The following is a 19,920-nucleotide window of genomic DNA, read 5'->3' on the forward strand; positions in this document are numbered from 1 at the left end:
CATTTGAATTTATAAAACTTAAGCTTCAGCAGGAAGCACGTTTACAATTGACTTACCGTCAGCTTTCTTTACAAAAGCAACTTTACCGTCCGTCAATGCAAACAACGTGTGATCCTTACCCAATCCTACGTTTTCGCCAGGATGATGCTTAGTACCTCTTTGTCTTACGATGATGTTTCCGGCGATTACAGCCTCACCACCAAACTTTTTCACGCCCAATCTCTTGGAGTGGGACTCTCTACCGTTTTTGGAACTACCTACACCTTTTTTGTGTGCCATGGTTTAATACGTTTAAGGTTTTCTAAAATGAAAACTTAGAGTGAAATATTTTCGATCAATAACTTAGTGAAATCTTGTCTGTGACCATTCTTCTTCTTGTAGCCTTTTCTACGCTTCTTTTTGAAGACGATCACTTTATCACCTTTAACATGATCCAGCACCTTGCCAGATACCTTTGCACCTTCTAGAAGTGGTGCGCCTATTGACACATTTCCGTCAGCTTCTGCCAACAGTACTTGGTCAAATTCCACGGAAGCGCCAGCCTCTGCGTCCAATTTAGGAGCGTAGATGGACTGATCTTTAGTTACTTTGAACTGCTTACCAGCGATGTTTACGATTGCGTACATATTGTGATTTTGATTCTTTATGAAAATCGGAGTGCAAATATAGATAACTATCCGATAAGAAAAAAGCTTACTTAAAAATTCGATTTTGGAATTACCCTGATTTCTATTCGAGACCATCCAATTCGATAAATCGGTACCTTTATGACTCAAAAAATAATCATCAAGAAAATCTAGACCTTACAAAATAATATTTTTTACTCAAAGACATTTCCATATTATATTGATTTTCAATGGTTTAATAGAATTTAAAAAATTGACCTACGTTCAAATTTTTGATTGAACAGGATTAAAAAAAATTTTTTTGAAATAATTGAAAAAACTTTTCACCCCCTGTAAATTGATAATTTTTTAAACCTTAACTTGATTTAAGACATATTTAAATATTGATTTACAACCTATTATAATGTTTTTGACCTTTGGTCAATTACTCAATTCAAGTTGCTCTTAAGGGGTTTTATTTATCCAATTTGGTTCACATATTTGTTCAGAGGCTGTTCTGAAAAGGCAGCCTTTTCTATCCCAGAAGGTCAGATCCTTCGCCCAGTCAATTTTGAATCAGGAGATAAATTTTCCATTGAATAAATAAACAGAGAGAACGATGCAAGAGGAACCCATTTTAGTAGACAACAAGAATCGATTTGTTTTATTCCCCATTCAGCACCCTGATATTTGGCAATACTATAAAAAGGCGGAGGCAAGTTTCTGGACTGCCGAAGAGATTGACCTTAGTCAGGATTTAACTGATTGGAAAAATCTAAATGACGGCGAACGCCACTTTATCTCACACGTATTGGCCTTCTTTGCAGCCAGCGATGGGATTGTAAATGAAAATTTGGCTGAGCACTTCGTGGCAGAAGTTCAATATACAGAGGCTAAATTTTTCTATGGTTTTCAGATTGCCATGGAGAACATCCACTCTGAAACATACAGCCTTCTCATCGACACTTATATAAAGGATGCTGTTGAGCGAGACAGACTACTCAATGCCATCGAGCATATTGACTGTGTAAAGAAAAAAGCAGACTGGGCACTACGATGGATTGATAACGGAAATTTCCAGGAGCGACTGATTGCCTTTGCAGCAGTTGAAGGTATTTTCTTCTCCGGCTCTTTCTGCTCTATTTTCTGGATGAAGAAGCGAGGCTTGATGCCGGGACTGACTTTCTCCAATGAATTGATTTCCCGTGATGAAGGATTGCACTGTGATTTTGCTTGTCATCTTTACACCAAGCATGTGGTCAACCCACTTCCAAAAGACACCGTCCGCGAAATCATTATGGATGCGGTAGCAATCGAGAAAGAATTCGTGACTGACGCACTCCCAGTAAGATTGATCGGAATGAATGCAGATTTGATGTGTCAATACATCGAGTTTGTCGCTGACCGATTGTTGATGGAGCTTGGATGCGATAAAGTCTGGAACAGCACCAATCCATTCGACTTTATGGACATGATTTCCCTTCAAGGAAAGACAAATTTCTTCGAAAAGAGAGTTGGAGATTATCAAAAGGCAGGGGTAATGAAATCCCAAGAAACCTCAAGTGCTTCTCGTTTTTCTATCGAAGAAGATTTTTAAACAATACCCATAACCTATCCCACAACCTTAACCCAAATCGAAATGCTAGTAATCAAAAGAGACGGAAGACGCGAATCGGTCCGGTTTGACAAAATCACTGCCCGGATAGAAAACCTATGCGATGGATTGGATCCAAAATATATTCAGCCCATCGAAGTAGCCAAAAAGGTCATCGATGGTCTTTACGACGGAGTGAGTACTTCTGAGCTAGATAATCTTGCCGCGGAAGTATGTGCATCCTTGACGGTCAAACATCCGGATTATGCCATCCTTGCTGCCCGTATTGCAATCTCCAATCTCCATAAGACGACTAGCCAGTCTTTTTCTAATACGATGAAAAGACTATACACCTATGTCAATCCAAAGACTGGTGAGAACGCTCAGCTTTTGGATACGGAAGTGTATGGAATTATCAAGAAAAATGCTGCTCGCTTAGACGAGGCAATCGATTATAAGCGTGACTTTGGTTATGATTTCTTTGGATTCAAAACACTCGAGAGAAGTTATTTGATCAAACTGGATGGGAAAGTAGTGGAGCGTCCTCAGCACATGCTGATGCGGGTTTCTGTGGGAATTCATAAGAATGACATTGATTCAGTAATAGAGACTTATAATCTCCTTTCTGAGAAGTGGTTTACTCATGCCACTCCTACCCTATTCAATGCTGGTACTCCAAAACCACAGCTATCTTCTTGCTTCCTTTTGACAATGAAGGAAGATAGTATTGACGGTATCTATGATACTTTAAAGCAATGTGCTAAAATATCGCAGTCAGCTGGTGGAATCGGCCTATCTGTACACCATGTGCGTGCCAAGGGATCTTATATCAAAGGAACCAATGGCGTATCAAACGGTATCGTTCCAATGCTTCGTAACTTCGACATGACTGCCCGATATGTAGATCAAGGAGGAGGAAAGCGTAAAGGATCATTTGCCATCTATCTAGAGCCATGGCATGCAGATATCAAAGACTTCTTGGAGCTAAAGCGAAACCACGGAAAAGAAGAGATGCGTGCAAGGGATCTATTCTACGCACTTTGGATTCCAGACTTATTCATGAAGCGAGTAGAAGCCAACGAAAGCTGGTCGCTATTCTGTCCCAATGAGGCACCTGGACTTTCAGATTGTCACGGGGAGGAGTTTGAAAGACTATATGAAAAGTACGAGCGGGAAGGAAGAGCTAGAGAGACGATCAAAGCCCAAGAGCTATGGTTTGAAGTTCTTGAATCTCAAATCGAGACGGGAACTCCGTACATGCTATATAAAGACGCTGCAAATGGAAAGTCCAATCAGAAAAACCTTGGAACTATCAAGTCTTCCAACCTGTGTACTGAAATCATCGAGTACACTTCACCTGATGAGGTAGCTGTCTGTAACCTAGCTTCTATTGCACTTCCAAAATATGTGGCTACGGGTCCTGATGGAAAGCGATATTTCGACCATCAAAAACTCTATGAAATCACCAAAGTAGCCACCCGAAACCTCAACAAGGTAATCGATGTCAACTACTACCCTGTAGAAGAAGCTAGACGATCTAACTTCCGTCACCGACCAATCGGCTTGGGAGTTCAAGGCTTAGCTGATGCTTTCATCATGCTCAGAATGCCTTTCGATTCGGAGGAAGCTAAAGGGCTAAATGAAGACATATTTGAAACCATCTACTATGCTGCTGTGGAAACTTCCATGGAACTAGCGAAGGTGGAAGGTACTTATGAAACTTATGAAGGTTCTCCAGCCTCTCAAGGAATTCTTCAGTTTGATATGTGGGGTGTAAATCCGAAGTCAGGCAGATGGAATTGGAATGAGTTGAAAGATAAAGTGAAGAAGTTTGGACTTAGAAACTCCCTTCTAGTAGCTCCAATGCCTACGGCTTCTACTTCACAGATTCTGGGAAATAATGAGTGCTTTGAGCCTTACACTTCCAATATCTACACAAGAAGAACCCTATCTGGAGAATTCATTGTCGTGAATAAGCATTTGATGCATGACCTGATCAAGTTAGGCTTGTGGGATGATAAAATGCGTAACAGATTAATATCTACCAATGGATCTGTACAGGATATTCCAAACATTCCTCAAAACATCAAGGATCTGTATAAGACCGTTTGGGAAATCTCACAAAAAGTCATCATCGATATGGCGGCTGACAGAGGTGCTTATATCTGCCAGTCTCAAAGTATGAATGTCTTCCTTCAGGATCCAAACTTTGGAAAACTTACTTCCATGCATTTCTACGCCTGGAAGAAAGGTCTCAAGACAGGCATGTACTACCTAAGATCTCAAGCTGCAGCTGCAGCGATCAAGTTCACACTTGATAAGAGCGCATTGGTGGATCAGGAAGAAATTTCCACTCCTACTGCACAAGACTTGCAAGACAAACAAGCTGCAATCACTTGTTCTCTGGACAATCCAGATGACTGCGAAATGTGCGGCAGTTAAAAACTTTAGAGTTCGTCAATTTGAAAAAGCGCCTAGTAGTTCTGGGCGCTTTTTTTAGCTTTGAAAAAACAATAACCATGACTTCTGTAGAAATAGCCGAAAAAATCCAAAACCTAAGCGCCGAGCAAAAGCCAATTTTTGGAAGAATGACTCCCCAACATGTACTGGAGCACCTGACCATCACAGTCAAGCTTTCCACCGGCAGAATTAAAATCCCTGAATTCACCCCTTCGGAAAAACAGTTAGAAATGAAACGTCTTTTACTCGATACTGAGATGGAATTTCCCAAAGGGATCAAAGCTCCAAATGATACCGGTGACCTTCCTGAGCTTCGCCACCCAAACTTGGATACGGCCAAAGAAAAGCTGGTACAAAGCCTCGAAGAGTTTGAGGAAAAGTATAAACAAGAACCTGACTTTAAGGCTATTCATCCTCGCTTTGGCTATTTAAATCACCAAGAATGGCTGCGCTTTCATGCGAAGCACTTCAAACATCATCTCAGCCAGTTTGGAATTTGACATAAAAAAAGGGCGAAACGCCCTTTTTTCCTTTTTATCCATTTCCTCTCAGGATTTCCATAGGAGGTTGATTGATGATTTTTCGACCATTCAACCAGCCTAGCACAATCGTAAGTCCTGTAATCGCCAAATAGAGCATCAGGCCTGCGCCCCAAGCCGGTCTAAAGTTCATATCGAACACAAATGCGCTCAAGAGCCAAGTAGCTGCAAAAGACAAGATTATCCCTGACAGTGAGGCTAGACTACCTAGGAAGAAATACTCCAGCGTATTGATCTTACTTACAGTTCCAGAACCGGCACCAAGCGTTCTGAGAAGAATACTTTCTCGCATCCGCTGATATTTGCTGATGATGAGTGAAGAAATCAAAACCAAAATTCCCGTAGCAATACTGAAAAATGCCATAAACTGGATCACAAAGCTAATTTTGTTCAAAATATCTTCCAGCGTTTCGACGATCACTCCCAGGTTGACTATAGAAATATTGGGAAATTCCCGCACCACTTCAGATTGAATAGCCGCAGATTCCCGATCATTTTTGGTCCGTGTAATGATCACATGGAATTTAGGAGCTTGCTCTAATACCCCATTTGGAAACAGTACAATAAAGTTGGTCGAGACTTGATTGAACTTCACATTCCGAAAGCTTCCAATGTAGGTTTTGATTGGTCGGCCCTGCACATTGAATTCGATCTCATCACCGATTTTCAGATTATTTCCCTCTGCAAAACTGGCTGAAAGACTCACAAAAATGGAATCTCCCCGAGCACCAACTGGGATCAGTTCACCTTCTGCTATTGTCTCGGTATCAATCAATGTATCCCGGTAAGTGACTCGATATTCCCGGTTGTACATCCATCGAGAGTAATTTTCATCATCCGGAAGCTCTTCATTTTCTCGCTTATCTACTCCGTTGATCTCATTCAATTGCATCGTCACAATAGGGACCTCCTGCAAAATCCTCAGATCACGTCCAGTCACTTTTTCCTTTACAGCCTCCAATTGGGGTGTTTGAATATCAAACATTAGCAAATTGGGCTGATCTTCCTTATCAGCAAATTTTGCTTCTTCGAGCAATTGATTTTGAAGAAAGAAAAGCGTACTAATCATCGCTGTACCCAAGCCGATGGTAGCAATCAATGAGATGGTTTGATTATTGGGTCGATAAAGATTAGATAAGGCCTGACGCACAGTATATCGGAGTGAAATCGGTAAAAACTTCCGTACTGCCCACATGATCAATTGGCCAACTCCCCATAGAATACCAAAGGCAAAAACTACAAACCCGGTAAAGCCAAAAGCTAGCTGTGCTGATCCAAGTAAGTAATAGCTAAAACCCCAAATGAAAATCAAAATCCCGGCAATCACAGCCCATCGAGAGGGATCCTTCATCAATCTAGAATCTGCCGTCTCAGGACGAAGCGTAGCCATTGGGGACACATTTCGAACCTTTAACAATGGTAAAAGCGCAAATAATACCGAGACAAAGAGTCCGGTAATCACTCCAAAGCCTACCGAAAGCCAAGAAATTCCGACTGTCACTTCCACTGGCAAGAAATCTGCAAAAACAGCAGGGAGAATAAATTGTAACAATGTCCCGAGTATGGAACCTAAAATCGCCCCAAAAAGCCCCATCACAAGAATCTCAAAAAGATAGATCAAAAGGACATCCCGTGAGGAAACTCCCAAGCAGCGTAAAACTGCCACGGAGGCTAGTTTTTCCTTCACAAATACATTGACAGCAGAAGCCACACCTACACAGCCCAAGAGTAGAGCTATAAATGCAACCAAGCTCAAGAAATTGGACAGATTTTCAAATGACCTCCCTGTTGATCGCTTTCTATCTTCTACCGTATCTGCGTCAATCCGCTCGATTTCCCATTCATCCTCGAAAGGCTCGATAAGTAAATCAATGTCTGTATTTTCGGCAAATACAAAATAGCGGTTATACTCCACACGACTTCCGTATTGGACCAAGCCAGTTTCTTCCAGGTAAGCCATTGGAATATAGACGGCAGGAGCCACAGTGGCAGTGATTCCGGTTTGACCAGGCACCGACTGAAGTTCTCCGGCAATTTCAAATTCTACCTCTCCTACCTTGATGATGTCTCCCACCTGAGCATCAAACTGGGCCATCAAAATTTTCTCGACCAGAGCTTTTTTTCCTCCAGCTCGAAAATCTGCATCCCCCGAAGCTGGAATTGTCTCTAGATAACCGTAAAATGGAAAATCCCCTTCCAAGGCACGAACCTGAGTCAATCGACTAGCCCCTGTGGCTGGAAAGGCAACCATTGATGCAAAATTGACCTCGGAAGCTGTATTTAAAGCCATCGAATCGATGGGCTGATCTCCGATAGGTTTGTTGTTTTCAAGAACCAAATCCGCCCCTAAAAGCTCTTTAGCTTGATTATCAATATCCGAAGTGAGGTTTTCACCAAAACTGCTTATAGCTACCAAAGCGGCTATACCAACCACGATGGAACTGACAAAGAGGAGTAAACGTGAGATATTTTTTCGGAAATCCCGAAAAGCCATCCTTAGAATCCAAGCAAAATCAGGCATGGGCATCCTCCTGTATTTTTCCTCCTTTGATGTGTATGATTCGCTGAGTCTTACCTGCTAATTCAGTATCGTGTGTGACCAAGACAAGCGTGGTCCCCTTTTCTTTATTCAAGTCGAAGATCAGCTTTTCAATCATTTCACCAGTCTCAGTATCTAGATTCCCTGTTGGCTCGTCCGCGAAAAGAATTTTGGGTTCATTGGCGAAAGCCCTTGCGATTGAAACCCGCTGCTGCTCTCCTCCTGAAAGTTGCGTGGGATAGTGAGTCGCCCGGTCGCCGAGTCCTACTTTTTCCAAAAGCTCTAAGGCCTTGGTTCTGGCATCTTTTCGCTTTTTAAGTTCCAAAGGGACCATGACATTTTCGAGGGCGGTGAGCGTTGGAAGCAATTGAAAATTTTGAAAAATAAATCCAACATCTTGATTTCTGACTGCTGCTCTTTGGTCTTCACTTAGCTTTTCAAGTGCTTGACCATTTAACTGAACTGATCCGGTAGAAGCAGAGTCCAAACCTGCACAAAGCCCCAAAAGGGTGGTTTTACCACTACCTGAAGGTCCGACAATAGAGATAGTCTCCCCTGCCTGGATATCAAAATTCACCTGATCAAGAACAGTCAAACTACGACTACCACTTTTATAGGTTTTACTCAGGTCTTTTACTGAAAGAATATTCATGAAATGTTATTTCGTTTTGGATTTTGCTCATAGCTAGATCAACTCTAACTGCCAATATATTTTGAAAGAAAATTTTTTATTGAGTGAATCTAAACCAATTATTGATGAAAATTGTAGAAGAAACTGTCAAACGGTCCAAATTGGTTCCTATTTGACTACTTATCAGAACATTTAACCACAGAAAGCGCTTTTGAAATAATGAACAAACTCCAAACCTCCTCTTCATACCTACTATTGTTGATTTTATTTTCGGTTACCATATTTTCATCCTGCAGTGAAAATAAAACTTCGAAAACTGAAGAACTTGGCAGCGTAGAGAATGAACCTGTAGAAAAAGAGTCCAAGAAGACAATCCTTTTCTTTGGAAATAGTTTGACTGCTGGATATGGAATAGATAAGGAAGACTCTTTTGCCGGGCTTACCCAGCAGCGTTTGGATAGTTTGGGTTTAGATTACCGCGTGATCAATGGGGGGCTAAGCGGGGAAACTACTGCAGGTGGATTTAGTCGATTAGATTGGTTTTTAGAAGAAGAGCCTTACATTTTTGTGCTGGAACTCGGTGGTAATGATGGTCTGAGAGGCATCCAACTTAGCGAAACACGTAGCAATCTGGAGAAAATTATCGACCAGGTTAGAAGTAAGTATCCTGAGACTCATATCATTTTGGCAGGAATGCAAATCCCACCGAATATGGGTCAAGAATATACCGATGAATTCAAATCCATTTACCCAGAAGTGGCTGCTGAAAAGAACGTGACACTTATTCCCTTTCTCCTTGAAGGGGTCGCAGGAAATCCAGATTTGAACCTACCAGACGGAATTCATCCTACTGAAGAAGGGCATCAGATCGTCTTTGAAACGGTTTGGCCTTATATCAGAGACTTGGTTACGAATAGCTAAGATTTTTAAAATAGACTAGACATCTTTCCAAATGGAATTCTCTTTTACCACTTTGCAGGGATTTCCATAAGCAATCACTCCGTCAGGAATGTCTTTTGTCACGACGCTACCAGCACCAATCAGGGATCGCTTGCCGATTTTGACGTTATTAGAAATAACTGCCCCCGATCCAATCTCACTTCCTTCACCCACTTCCACATATCCCGATAAAACTGCAGCTGGATTGATACTTACAAAATCCCCCAAGGAAGCATGATGCCCTACTGACGCAGAACGTTTTACAGAAACACCGAAACCCAGCCGAGAAAATGAAGAAACAACCGCTTGAGGTTCAATCAAAACACCTCCCTGATAGCTAGCACTCGGAGCAACATAACTTAGTCTGTGCCTTACCGGTAGATAATCTTCTTGGGAGATTCCTCCTAATTCATTGAAATGTTGAAATAAAATAAACCGTATATGGGATTGCTGAACGCCAAACTGGACCATAAAAGGCTTATTCGCTTCGAAATCATACTCTCTATCAGAAAAGTAATGGATATCATATAAGGAAGGGACAAATTGGCAATCCGGCAAATCGACATTTTTCACCACATCAAACTGAGAAATTCCAAAGCTTTCGTTTACAAGATCTGTCATTAAACCAACACCTGCTTCACTATGCCCCAATAGTATCAGCTTAAATTTTTCTTCTTTTGAAATCATCATTAGGAGATTAATTTATCAAATGAGCAAAATATCTTTTCAACTCATAAGAAAAGGAACGGAAGAAATGTGTGAAATCCTGATCGATATATCTGAATTTGTACCAAGCATTAGAAATATTCACTAAATGCTTATTCTTATTGGTTTGACTTAGATATAACCCGTTGGGATTGTAACGATACACACTGGTAATATCGGAGAGGTAAAAAATATCTCCCATTTGCTTATAAAAAGCAAACAATATGGCATCCAAGGGTAATGGTTTTTTAATGATTCTATTCTTTAAGAGTAAATTCATTCTATTTCTGACCAACCAACAAGAAACATGTCCAAAATAAGACATTTTCTTATGCTCTTTTTTTGTAAATATCTTATTTCCCTGAGGGATTTTTACTTCCCCTTCATTAGTGCCTATGCTATAATTGGTAATGCACATGTAAGCTTCAGGATATGATTCTAATGCATCTACTTGCTTTTGTAGCTTCAGTGGATCTAACCAGAAATCATCTCCATCACAAAATGCAACATACTTCCCTCTTGCTGACCCATACAATCCCAATTGATTTCCTCTACCTGCCTTTTTGCCAAAAAGTTTGATTTTTTTTGAGTCTTTTCTTAAAAATAATCTAATCTTATCTTGATTTTCGAGGGCAATTTTTTTGCATATTTCTCGAGTACGGTCCGGGCTTTCGTCTTCGCCTATCAAAATCTCAAATGGAAAGTCCGTTTTCTGGTTTAATATACTAGCTAGACATTCCTCAATGAATTTTTCATGCTGAAAAGTGGGGACACAAACCGATACTAAAGGTTCGATAGAATTAACTGGTTTCGACTCACCTAGATATTCCATTAAAAATTACAATTCAACTTGCTTTAGGGTATTGTAAAAACCCAACCTGCCAAATTCTTTTGGCTCCATAAAAGTTTTTTGATTGAGTTTGATAAGCTCATGAACTCGTTTTACCAACTGAGCATTAGTAGCTTTCTGATCTTTCGCTCGATCCCACCAAATGTTGTCTTCTAACCCAACTCTGACACCAAGACCCTGCGATATTGCCATCGAGTTGATTGACAGCTGATATTTGCCCAATCCTGCTAGAGACACATAATGATCACTTGGAATCTCTTGTAGAGCTGTAGCTACATGATTTAATTGAGCTTGGAATCCAGCGATATTCCCAAACAGTAAGTTCCAATAATAGGGGCCTTCCACAATTCCCTTTTGAATTAAATATTTTCCAAAATTGATCATTCCAAGATCAAAGCACTCTAGTTCTGGAATGACACCATTTTCTTTCATTTTATTGGCTAGACCAATTATGATATCAGGAGCATTTACTGAAGCTTGCTTCAAAAAGTTTAAAGAAGACAAGGTAAGTGAGCACATATCAGGCTGCAGTTCCAACAACTCAGAACGCTTTTCGAACTCTGGAAAATTTCTCCCCGAACTGCTTCCACAAATAACCAAATCTGGACAGTGCTTTCGTACACCTTCAAAGATCTCTTGATAAATACTTGCTTTGTAGGTAGGAACTCCATCTTTTTCCCTAGCATGAAGATGCGCTATAGTAATTCCAATTTCGTATGCCTCATGTGTCTGTTCTATGATTTCTGAAGGTGATACAGGCACATGAGGTGTCATCTCCTTGGTTGGAACCATGCCGGTAGGACAAAAATTGATTATTATTTTACTCATCTGATTCTTTTTGATTTATAGAAAAACCCTTAATCAAATATTCTATTAATTAGTGGAAACACAAAAAGTTTTTTGGAGTGAATAATGTGAAAAACAGTTAGTTTATTGATTTGACTCTCTTTGGTAAAAACTAAAATTGATCTGAGGAATTGATTAAAAATCTCCTAAATCAAATAAAAAGTAAGCTTATGAGAGGAAAGTCTTTGATGATAGCGGATGAAGCACTCAAATTAATGTTAATTCAAAATCAACGAGAAATAGAACTGTGATATAAAGGTGGATTTTCAAATACAAAAAGTCAGTAATTGCTCTATACAATAGATCAAATATGTCTTTTTTAATATTTGTTTTCTCTCCTTTACAAACAGAACCAACCTAAAGCTATCATTAAAAGAAAGTCTAAACCTGTTCCTAGCGAGTCACATTTTCAAAAACAAAAAAATTTAAGATGAATTACAAAGATTCCTTAATTTAAAAAAATCGTGTTATATTTTCGACTTCATTAAAATTTTTAAAAAATGAGCTTTCAAATCAAAGAGACTCCGGATACCTATGATGTGATTATTGTAGGCTCCGGTGCCGGAGGAGGCATGGCTTCCAAGGTTCTTTCAGAGGCCGGCCTTTCGGTAGCCGTTGTAGAGGCAGGTGGCGACTTTGATCCGGCTAAGGACGAAGACCGGACTCAACTCAGACCACCATGGGAATCACCAAGAAGAGGAGCAGGAACAAGAATTCGCCCCTTTGGAGATTTTGATGCAGCTATCGGCGGATGGGATATCGAAGGTGAACCTTACACTAGAAAAAACGGCACTCAATTCGACTGGTTCAGATCTCGTATGGTCGGAGGCCGAACAAATCACTGGGGAAGAATATCTCTTCGATTTGGTCCGAATGATTTCAAAAGAGCAAGCATTGACGGCATGGGTGATGACTGGCCTATCGGCTATGATGAGTTAAAGCCCTACTATGACCGTGTCGATAAGTTGATCGGAGTTTTTGGCACCAAAGAAGGTATTTACAACGAGCCTGATGGCTTTTTCCTTCCTCCACCAAAACCTAGGCTTCATGAACTATTTATAAAGAAAGGAGCAGATCGTGCCGGAATCCCTATGATTCCATCACGCCTCTCCATGCTGACCCGCCCTATCAATAATGAGCGGGGCGTTTGCTTTTTCTGCAACCAATGTAATCGAGCTTGTCAGGCCTATGCAGACTTTTCTGCAGGAACTTGTCTCGTACATCCTGCCATGAAAAAAGGAAAGGTTGACCTTTACACTTTTTCAATGGTACGCAAAGTAACGACCGATGATCAAGGTAAAGCAACTGGTGTTTCTTTTGTATCCAAAGTGGATATGAAAGAGTACAAACTCCGATCTCGGGTAGTCGTCCTTGGTGCTTCTGCTTGTGAATCAGCACGGATCATGATGAACTCCAAATCGAAGTCTCACCCGAATGGAATCGGCGGGGACTCAGGCGTTCTTGGAAGATATTTACATGATTCTACAGGTGCTGACCGAATGGGAATCATGCCTGACTTGATTGATCGAGAACGATATAATGAAGACGGTGTTGGTGGCATGCACATGTACACCCCTTGGTGGTTAGATAATAAGAAGTTGGACTTTGCAAGAGGCTACCACATTGAATACTGGGGAGGTATGGGGCAACCTGCCTACGGTACCGGTATGAGCATGGATAGCATGCGAAAATATATCAAAGATGAATTTGGTAATCCAAGTCCAAATGGCGGCTATGGAGAGGGACTGAAAAAAGATATTCGAAGAATTTATGGCTCCACACTGGGAATGTCAGGAAGAGGTGAAAGTATTCCTCGCTACGACAACTACTGTGAGATCGATCCGAATGTAGTCGACAAATATGGAATTCCTGTACTTCGATTTAATTATACTTGGTCTGATCAGGAAATCAAGCAGGCGAAACATATGCAGGATACCTTTGAGGAAATCCTGACCAATGCTGGGGCGATATTGCTAGGTTCAAAACCCGGACCTGAAAGCAAGTATGGACTAGCGGCACCTGGGCGAATCATTCACGAGGTCGGCACAACCCGAATGGGTAATGATGCTAAATCGTCCGTGGTCAACTCCAATTGCCAAGCCCATGACTGCGACAATTTATTCGTAGTCGACGCAGGACCTTTTGTCTCACAGGCAGACAAAAACCCAACTTGGACCATTCTTGCCTTGTCTTGGAGAACTTCCGATTACATTGTAGATCAGTTGAAACAAAAAAATATCTAAGCCATGAACAGAAGAGAAAACCTCAAATTGCTTTTCACAGGCTCTCTGGGAGCGGGCTTGATGATGACTGGATGCGAACCAGAGGAGCAAGCTGTTACCGGACAGATTTTCGAAGGCGGCACCCCAGGAGGTCGAACCGCTGAGGAAAAGGCAAGAGACGCCAAACTTTTGGCTGACTCCTTTTTCACAGAGGAGGAGCGCAAAAAACTGGATACCCTGGTAGATATCATTATGCCGGCTGATTCCGAGTCTCCGGCAGCTACTGAATTGAAAGTGACTGATTTCATGGACTTTATGATGCTGGATCAGCCAGGCTATCAGACTCCTATGCGGGGTGGTTTGATGTGGCTGGACTTTGAAGCTGACGAGAAATTTGGCAAGCCTTTCAATGAGCTTTCCAAAAATCAAGTGATTGAAATCGTCGAATTGGTAGCTTGGCCAGATAAGGCTGACCCTGCTTATGAAGGAGGAGTTCGCTGGTTCAATTTGCTTCGAAATCTAACCTGCACAGGCTATTTTACCACAGAGGCAGGCTGGAGGTACATGGGCTACAAAGGAAACACACCGAATGTCTGGGACGGAATTCCACAGCAGGTCTTGGATAAACATGGACTTTCCAATCCCGAAAAATATACAGCATTTTACCTCAAACCTGAAGACCGGGGTAAAGTCGTCGAATGGGACGATGATGGAAATATTGTTGGTTAATCAACTATAAAATCCACGATAACTTCGTGGATTTTTTTATTTTTAAAATTAAACTTAACCAACTCCTTTGATGAAACACAATGGATACTCCCTTCCTGCAGTGATGATTGCTGCTTTTATTCTTTTTTCCTGCGGAGAAAGCAATCAAACAGAAGAGGGACTTGAAGAAATGAATCCCCTCTCCATCGAAAAAGTAGACTCAGTAGATTACAAGCTTCTGGGGGACCCAATTTTGGCTGATGTGAGTCAAGATGGAAGCCATATCATGATCTATGATTATGCAGGCCAGGAAATCATCACCTTTGATCAAGCAGGGAATCTCTTAGGGAAATTTTCAAAAACGGAAGATACCCCTGACGCTTATGGGTTTATGATGGAATTACCCGGATTTCTAGGAAACGACCAAGTTGTGGTGAATGGGATGCGAGGTATTTTTATTTATGATTTGGAAGGAAATCAGATCAAAAAAATTGATCATCCTGAATCAGTCGGTGGAGCTGCATTCATGCCGCAGGTCGGCAAATCCATCGAAACCTTCACTCTCCAAAACCAGGAATTCATCTTATCAAAATCCGTTCGACCCAGAGATACCTACCCGGGAGAACAAGCTTTTTATGATCGTTTCAGGGCTTTGGAGTGGGTCAATGTAGCCTCAGGTGAATCCACCGAAATCATCCCTTTTGAAACTGGTAGTATTTTTAAAAACGGGAAAGGCTACATCGAGAGTGACTATACACCCTCTTTTGAATGGATAAATAGCAAACTATACATCAGCTTAGGCGGAGAACCTATCTTGAGAGTGTATGACTTGGCAGATAATACTGCCAAATTGGACACTACGATTAACTTGACTATTCCAGAATTTAAGGAGCTACCGGTTCGTGAAAGAAATGAGTTCTCCGAGGGATCCGTTGCCTTAGATGGTAGTACAGCTTCTATCCGGAATATTCATCGAGTAGGTAACAAATTGATCCTTCATTATTATGCGGGCATGGACCCCGAGAAAGTAAAAGAAGCTGGAGAGCTTTGGCAGTCCGGAAATGAAGAGGAAGCGGGGTTACTGTTTGATAAATTGGAAGCAGAAGTACCCAAGGGCTTTTTGGTTTTTGATCTGGAAACACTCCAGCTGCTAGATAGGGTAGATTTACCCCAAGGAGTGAATTTGGGAGGTTTTTTAGCTGCTGGCAATTCCCTCTGGTTTCAAAAAGCCCCTTCTGAGGAAGTAGAGGAAGATTTCGTGAGGATTTATGAATACAAGTTGGACTGATTTAGTTTTTTGTTTGTACTGAATAAATCATTGACAGAATAAGCTTACTTTTAAAATATTAATTAGAGCACAAATGAGATTTAATATCATCCTTTTTTCAATCCTCTTGGGATTTTTGGTTGCCTGTGGTGAAGCGGAAAGCGAAAAACCAAAAGCCCCTTTAAGCGAACAACAATTAAAATTCGAAATCTACGATTCCTTGGTGGTGGATTATTTGGGAAACCTTATGCTGATGGACATCAGTCCAGATGGGCAAAACTACCTCATGATCGATCAAAATACCGACACTGTTTTTGTTACCGATCCTCAGGGGGAAATCAAGCACAAATACTACCGAAACGGCGATGACCCGGAAGCTATTCCTGGTAATCGTACCGGTTTGGGCAAGTTTTTGGATAATCAGACTATCTTGGTTCCTGGAAGCCAAGGGATTGCAACCTATGAAATCTCGGGAAAGCTTAAGAAGGTATTCAAACCTGAATTCACTGGGATGTCAAGTCTAGTTATCCCATTCAGTCAGGTACATGATGCTTCAGGTCAAAAAGTTTATATCTATCTACCAGGCAGATATAGCGACTTGGGCCAGCAAGGCTTGGATTTTCAGAAAAATTCCAAAAGACTAGAAGTTTTAGATCTAAATTCAGGAGTATTTGAATCTGTGATGCCTTTTCCAAAAGAATCCAAATACAGTAGCGAGACCCAGGAATTTGGCAGTTTGGATTTTTACACCACCTTCAAAATCGAAGGAGACTCCTTGTTCTTGTTTTTTCGCAATGAACCGAAACTATTTACCTACCAACTATCCAATCTAGAAAAACCCGCTAGCGTCAAGTCCATCCCATATCCGGAATTTATTGAGCGAAAGGTGGATGATAAACCTGTAAATGGCGGCTTCAATATGAGAGACTTTTTTCTTGGAACAAACCTCTCTTTATTCCCCACAGAAAGTGGAGATTTTTTAATTCAATATCTGACAGGCCTCACAGATGAGGAAGCAAATGAAGTCACTTCAGCAGCAGGGGCTGACTTCAATAAAATGTTTGAAGATGCAGAGAAATACAATGGCGGTGGCTTTGTGCTTTTCGACGGTTCTCAACTCAGTCCCATTATCGAAAAACCGGAGATCCTAGGGACTCTTAACAAGTATGTTTCAAAAGATGAAATCTGGTTTTCGCTCAACTTTTCAGAGGCTGAAAATGACTATTCTGTGATCTATAAAACCAGGCTAATCAACCAATAAACACCACTTATCTATCCCCATTTCCTTTTGCGGGCAAAGCTGATTCTGTTTTGCCCGCTTATGCTTATATTCCATTCTGATCAATTGAATGTTATGAAATCGAGCACAACTCAAGCGACACACAAAAGGATGATTCTTAAATGTGCGAGATTCCATAGCCTGTCCCGATCAATCGGGATGACCTTTAAAAATTAATTATACACACATGAAAAAATCACCTAGCCACCTAATTTTGGCTGCAGCAGGACTTCTGTTTTTTGGCACTGCTACTGCCCAGGATATCAAACCAACCACTGAAAAGGAACTGATACAGGCAGTCGAAAGCCACAAGCAGCTGCTTTCCTCCACACCATTAAATAATTATAAAGCAAGGAACATCGGCCCGACCAATATGTCTGGTCGGATCGTGGACATCGAAGTTGCACAAAATCCTAATACCTTCTACATCGCCGCAGCTTCGGGAGGAGTTTGGAAAACAGAAGACAATGGTCAATCCTTTACCCCGATCTTTGATCATCAGGGAGCTTTGGGAATAGGTGACATGGCTTTGTCTCCCTCAGATAATAATATCCTTTGGGTAGGAACCGGAGAAAACAACTCCAGTCGATCCACCTACGCGGGCGCTGGAATCTACAAATCCATCGATGCGGGAAAAACCTGGCAATTCATGGGCCTACCCCACTCCCAGCATATCGGTCAGATCCAGATTCATCCGACCAATCCTGACATCGTTTGGGTCGGTTCTATGGGAGGACTTTACTCCCAAAACAAGGAACGAGGACTCTATATGACCAAAGATGGGGGAGCATCTTGGAAGAAAGTCCTTTACATCGATGATAATACCGGAATTATTGACATCAAAGTACATCCCAACAATCCGGATATCCTGCTTGCAGCCTCTTGGGAGCGATTCAGACAGGCTCATGACTTTATCGGAAATGGAAAAGGCTCTGCGATCTGGAGATCAGAGGATGGCGGTAAAACTTGGAAAAAAGCCGTAGATGGATTCCCCCAAAACGAATTTGTAGGCAGAATTGGTTTTGATTTTGCACAGAGTAATCCTGATGTAGTCTATGCTTTGCATGACAACCAAGGCCCTTCAGACAAAGAACAAGAGGAGCCAAGAAGGCGGAGAAATCAAGAAGAGAATCCCTTGAAATTTGAAGACTTTCAAAGCATGTCTGTGGATGATGCCATGGGTTTGGAAGATGGCCGTTTAAACTCCTTCCTCCGAAGAAATCAATTTGCTTCCAAATACACAGCCAGTGAAATCAAGCGACAGCTTCGAACCGGAAAAATCACAACAGCGCAAATCGCTAACTATAATGGAAATGCAAATGATGCCAATGAAGCTTTATTTTCAGCCCCCATCATCGGAGCTGAGGTCTTTCGCTCTGAGGATGCAGGTAAATCCTGGAAAAAAGTATCAGAATCTGATCTAAGCAGACTTTATAATACTTACGGGTACTACTTTGGCGAAGTCCGAGTTGGTACCGAAAATGAAGATGAAGTATTCGTCTTGGGAGTACCGCTGTTGGTCTCAAGGGACGGAGGCAAAAACTTCACCCGAACTGATTCTGTGGGTCGCCCACACTCAGACCACCAATCCATGTGGATCAACCCGCAAGATGGAAAGCACATTCTTCTTGGGAATGATGGTGGGCTCTATAGAAGCTATGGAGGTGGAGCTATTTGGGATCATTTGAATACTCAGATGCCTATATCCCAGTTTTACTCCATCATGACAGACAATGCTACTCCATACAATGTTTATGGTGGGATGCAGGACAATGGGGTATGGTTTGGCAGTTCCAAAAATGATCCATCGGAAGCTTGGGAATCCCTAATGGGTGGAGATGGAATGGTCGTGGCAGTAGATACTAGAGACAATGACATTGTCTATACTGGGTTCCAGTTTGGTAATTACTTCCGTATCGACAAATCTAACGGAGACAGAAAGCGAATCACCCCGGGTCATGATATCGGCAATGAACCTAATCGGTGGAATTGGCGAACACCTGCCAGGTTGAGTCATCACAACCAGGATATCATTTATATGGGTTCCCAGTATGTGTACCAAAGTTTGGATCAGGGTAGTACCTGGACAACAATCTCTCCTGACCTGACCAAAAATGAAAAAAGCGGAAACGTTCCATTTGCTACTTTGACGGTAGTGGAAGAATCACCTTTTGAATTTGGGACCTTGTACGCGGGCTCTGATGATGGAAATGTATGGATTACCAGAAATAATGGCGGTATCTGGGCATCCCTTAATGATGGCCTGCCTCAGGATCGATGGGTAAGTTCAATTGCCCCATCAAAGCATCAGGAGGGTTTGGTTTACATCACTTTGAATGGCTATCGCTATGATGAATTCAAAACCTATGTTTTCAAAAGCACAGATTATGGCAAGAACTGGACTTCCATCAAAGGAAACCTTCCCGAAGAGTCTACCAATATCATCGTGGAAGATCACACCAACCCGAATATCCTTTATTTAGGAACAGATCACGGATTGTATGTCAGCATGGATGGAGGAAACAACTGGAATCTTTTCCAAGGCGAACTTCCAAACGTAGCCATCTATGACATGGTCATTCAGGAACGAGAAAATGATCTTGTCATCGGTACGCATGGCCGAAGCGTTTACATCGTTGAGCTGGAAGAAATCCAAAAACTAGCCCAACCTGATCAAAAAGTGATGCAATAGAAAAGAGATTAAAAGTAGTAAGCCCGGTAAGTTTCACAATTACC

16 protein-coding genes are annotated in these 19,920 nt (G+C 41.6%); 9 read left to right on the forward strand and 7 right to left on the reverse strand.

Features of this window, described 5'->3' with window-relative positions; genetic code table 11:
• Window positions 1-18: 18 nt before the first annotated feature.
• Both rpmA and rplU read right to left on the reverse strand, forming a co-directional pair.
• Complete coding sequence (gene rpmA, locus CDH51_RS19125; RefSeq protein WP_024283344.1) at window positions 19-279, reverse strand: 50S ribosomal protein L27; 261 nt, start codon at window positions 277-279, stop codon at window positions 19-21.
• Window positions 280-314: 35 nt separating this feature from the next.
• Entirely contained in the window at window positions 315-626 is a 312-nt protein-coding gene (gene rplU / locus CDH51_RS19130) for a 50S ribosomal protein L21 (protein ID WP_024283345.1), read from the reverse strand.
• A gap of 598 nt (window positions 627-1,224) precedes the next feature.
• Between rplU and CDH51_RS19135 the strand changes: the two genes are divergently transcribed.
• The 3 genes from CDH51_RS19135 (at window position 1,225) to CDH51_RS19145 (ending at window position 5,159) form a co-directional block, all read left to right on the forward strand.
• A complete protein-coding gene (locus CDH51_RS19135; protein WP_026946917.1) occupies window positions 1,225-2,202 on the forward strand; it encodes a ribonucleoside-diphosphate reductase small subunit in 978 nt (325 codons plus the stop codon).
• 42 nt (window positions 2,203-2,244) lie between these two features.
• Complete coding sequence (locus CDH51_RS19140) at window positions 2,245-4,641, forward strand: ribonucleoside-diphosphate reductase subunit alpha (RefSeq protein WP_026946916.1); 2,397 nt, start codon at window positions 2,245-2,247, stop codon at window positions 4,639-4,641.
• Window positions 4,642-4,718: 77 nt separating this feature from the next.
• Entirely contained in the window at window positions 4,719-5,159 is a 441-nt protein-coding gene (locus CDH51_RS19145) for a DinB family protein (protein ID WP_100630189.1), read from the forward strand.
• A 34-nt stretch (window positions 5,160-5,193) separates the two neighbouring features.
• Here the strand turns inward: CDH51_RS19145 and CDH51_RS19150 are convergent, their stop codons facing one another.
• Together CDH51_RS19150 and CDH51_RS19155 are read right to left on the reverse strand one after the other, a co-directional pair.
• Window positions 5,194-7,719, reverse strand: coding sequence for an ABC transporter permease (locus tag CDH51_RS19150; RefSeq protein ID WP_100630190.1), 2,526 nt, complete (start codon window positions 7,717-7,719; stop codon window positions 5,194-5,196).
• A complete protein-coding gene (locus CDH51_RS19155) occupies window positions 7,712-8,389 on the reverse strand; it encodes an ABC transporter ATP-binding protein (RefSeq protein WP_026946913.1) in 678 nt (225 codons plus the stop codon). Before CDH51_RS19155 ends, CDH51_RS19150 begins: the two co-directional genes overlap by 8 nt.
• 198 nt (window positions 8,390-8,587) lie before the next feature.
• Here CDH51_RS19155 and CDH51_RS19160 point away from each other — a divergent pair, with 198 nt between their 5' ends.
• Window positions 8,588-9,289, forward strand: a complete 702-nt coding sequence (locus CDH51_RS19160; protein WP_100630191.1) for an arylesterase — start codon at window positions 8,588-8,590, stop codon at window positions 9,287-9,289.
• A 15-nt stretch (window positions 9,290-9,304) separates the two neighbouring features.
• Here CDH51_RS19160 and CDH51_RS19165 read toward each other — a convergent pair whose 3' ends face one another.
• Genes CDH51_RS19165 through CDH51_RS19175 form a run of 3 tightly spaced genes read right to left on the reverse strand, consistent with a single transcriptional unit; the run spans window position 9,305 to window position 11,690 of the window.
• Window positions 9,305-9,997, reverse strand: a complete 693-nt coding sequence (locus CDH51_RS19165; protein ID WP_100630192.1) for an LbetaH domain-containing protein — start codon at window positions 9,995-9,997, stop codon at window positions 9,305-9,307.
• A gap of 7 nt (window positions 9,998-10,004) precedes the next feature.
• Window positions 10,005-10,844, reverse strand: coding sequence for a glycosyltransferase family 2 protein (locus CDH51_RS19170; protein ID WP_100630193.1), 840 nt, complete (start codon window positions 10,842-10,844; stop codon window positions 10,005-10,007).
• A gap of 6 nt (window positions 10,845-10,850) precedes the next feature.
• The gene (locus CDH51_RS19175; RefSeq protein ID WP_100630194.1) at window positions 10,851-11,690 is read right to left on the reverse strand and encodes a BKACE family enzyme; all 840 of its coding nucleotides are present in this window, start codon (window positions 11,688-11,690) and stop codon (window positions 10,851-10,853) included.
• A gap of 518 nt (window positions 11,691-12,208) precedes the next feature.
• Between CDH51_RS19175 and CDH51_RS19180 the strand changes: the two genes are divergently transcribed.
• The 5 genes from CDH51_RS19180 (at window position 12,209) to CDH51_RS19200 (ending at window position 19,876) form a co-directional block, all read left to right on the forward strand.
• Window positions 12,209-13,951, forward strand: a complete 1,743-nt coding sequence (locus CDH51_RS19180; RefSeq protein ID WP_026946911.1) for a GMC family oxidoreductase — start codon at window positions 12,209-12,211, stop codon at window positions 13,949-13,951.
• 3 nt (window positions 13,952-13,954) lie between these two features.
• Window positions 13,955-14,659, forward strand: coding sequence for a gluconate 2-dehydrogenase subunit 3 family protein (locus CDH51_RS19185; protein ID WP_100630195.1), 705 nt, complete (start codon window positions 13,955-13,957; stop codon window positions 14,657-14,659).
• Between the two features lie 70 nt (window positions 14,660-14,729).
• A complete protein-coding gene (locus CDH51_RS19190; protein WP_100630196.1) occupies window positions 14,730-15,926 on the forward strand; it encodes a hypothetical protein in 1,197 nt (398 codons plus the stop codon).
• Window positions 15,927-15,999: 73 nt separating this feature from the next.
• Entirely contained in the window at window positions 16,000-17,166 is a 1,167-nt protein-coding gene (locus tag CDH51_RS19195; RefSeq protein ID WP_100630197.1) for a hypothetical protein, read from the forward strand.
• 205 nt (window positions 17,167-17,371) lie between these two features.
• Complete coding sequence (locus CDH51_RS19200) at window positions 17,372-19,876, forward strand: VPS10 domain-containing protein (RefSeq protein WP_100630198.1); 2,505 nt, start codon at window positions 17,372-17,374, stop codon at window positions 19,874-19,876.
• The last annotated feature ends 44 nt before the right edge of the window (window positions 19,877-19,920 follow it).

Origin of the sequence: Algoriphagus formosus, assembly GCF_002807035.1 — a bacterium.
Taxonomy (GTDB): Bacteria; Bacteroidota; Bacteroidia; order Cytophagales; family Cyclobacteriaceae; genus Algoriphagus; species Algoriphagus formosus.

Excerpts from the sequence above, each read along its gene's own strand:
- CDH51_RS19180 (WP_026946911.1), top strand. The coding sequence starts at position 12,209 with ATGAGCTTTCAAATCAAAGAGACTCCGGATACCTATGATGTGATTATT.
- CDH51_RS19160 (WP_100630191.1), top strand. The coding sequence starts at position 8,588 with ATGAACAAACTCCAAACCTCCTCTTCATACCTACTATTGTTGATTTTA.
- CDH51_RS19150 (WP_100630190.1), bottom strand. The coding sequence starts at position 7,719 with ATGCCTGATTTTGCTTGGATTCTAAGGATGGCTTTTCGGGATTTCCGA.
- CDH51_RS19185 (WP_100630195.1), top strand. The coding sequence starts at position 13,955 with ATGAACAGAAGAGAAAACCTCAAATTGCTTTTCACAGGCTCTCTGGGA.
- rpmA (WP_024283344.1), bottom strand. The coding sequence starts at position 279 with ATGGCACACAAAAAAGGTGTAGGTAGTTCCAAAAACGGTAGAGAGTCC.
- CDH51_RS19175 (WP_100630194.1), bottom strand. The coding sequence starts at position 11,690 with ATGAGTAAAATAATAATCAATTTTTGTCCTACCGGCATGGTTCCAACC.
- CDH51_RS19195 (WP_100630197.1), top strand. The coding sequence starts at position 16,000 with ATGAGATTTAATATCATCCTTTTTTCAATCCTCTTGGGATTTTTGGTT.
- CDH51_RS19145 (WP_100630189.1), top strand. The coding sequence starts at position 4,719 with ATGACTTCTGTAGAAATAGCCGAAAAAATCCAAAACCTAAGCGCCGAG.
- CDH51_RS19190 (WP_100630196.1), top strand. The coding sequence starts at position 14,730 with ATGAAACACAATGGATACTCCCTTCCTGCAGTGATGATTGCTGCTTTT.
- CDH51_RS19140 (WP_026946916.1), top strand. The coding sequence starts at position 2,245 with ATGCTAGTAATCAAAAGAGACGGAAGACGCGAATCGGTCCGGTTTGAC.
- rplU (WP_024283345.1), bottom strand. The coding sequence starts at position 626 with ATGTACGCAATCGTAAACATCGCTGGTAAGCAGTTCAAAGTAACTAAA.
- CDH51_RS19135 (WP_026946917.1), top strand. The coding sequence starts at position 1,225 with ATGCAAGAGGAACCCATTTTAGTAGACAACAAGAATCGATTTGTTTTA.
- CDH51_RS19200 (WP_100630198.1), top strand. The coding sequence starts at position 17,372 with ATGAAAAAATCACCTAGCCACCTAATTTTGGCTGCAGCAGGACTTCTG.
- CDH51_RS19155 (WP_026946913.1), bottom strand. The coding sequence starts at position 8,389 with ATGAATATTCTTTCAGTAAAAGACCTGAGTAAAACCTATAAAAGTGGT.
- CDH51_RS19165 (WP_100630192.1), bottom strand. The coding sequence starts at position 9,997 with ATGATGATTTCAAAAGAAGAAAAATTTAAGCTGATACTATTGGGGCAT.
- CDH51_RS19170 (WP_100630193.1), bottom strand. The coding sequence starts at position 10,844 with ATGGAATATCTAGGTGAGTCGAAACCAGTTAATTCTATCGAACCTTTA.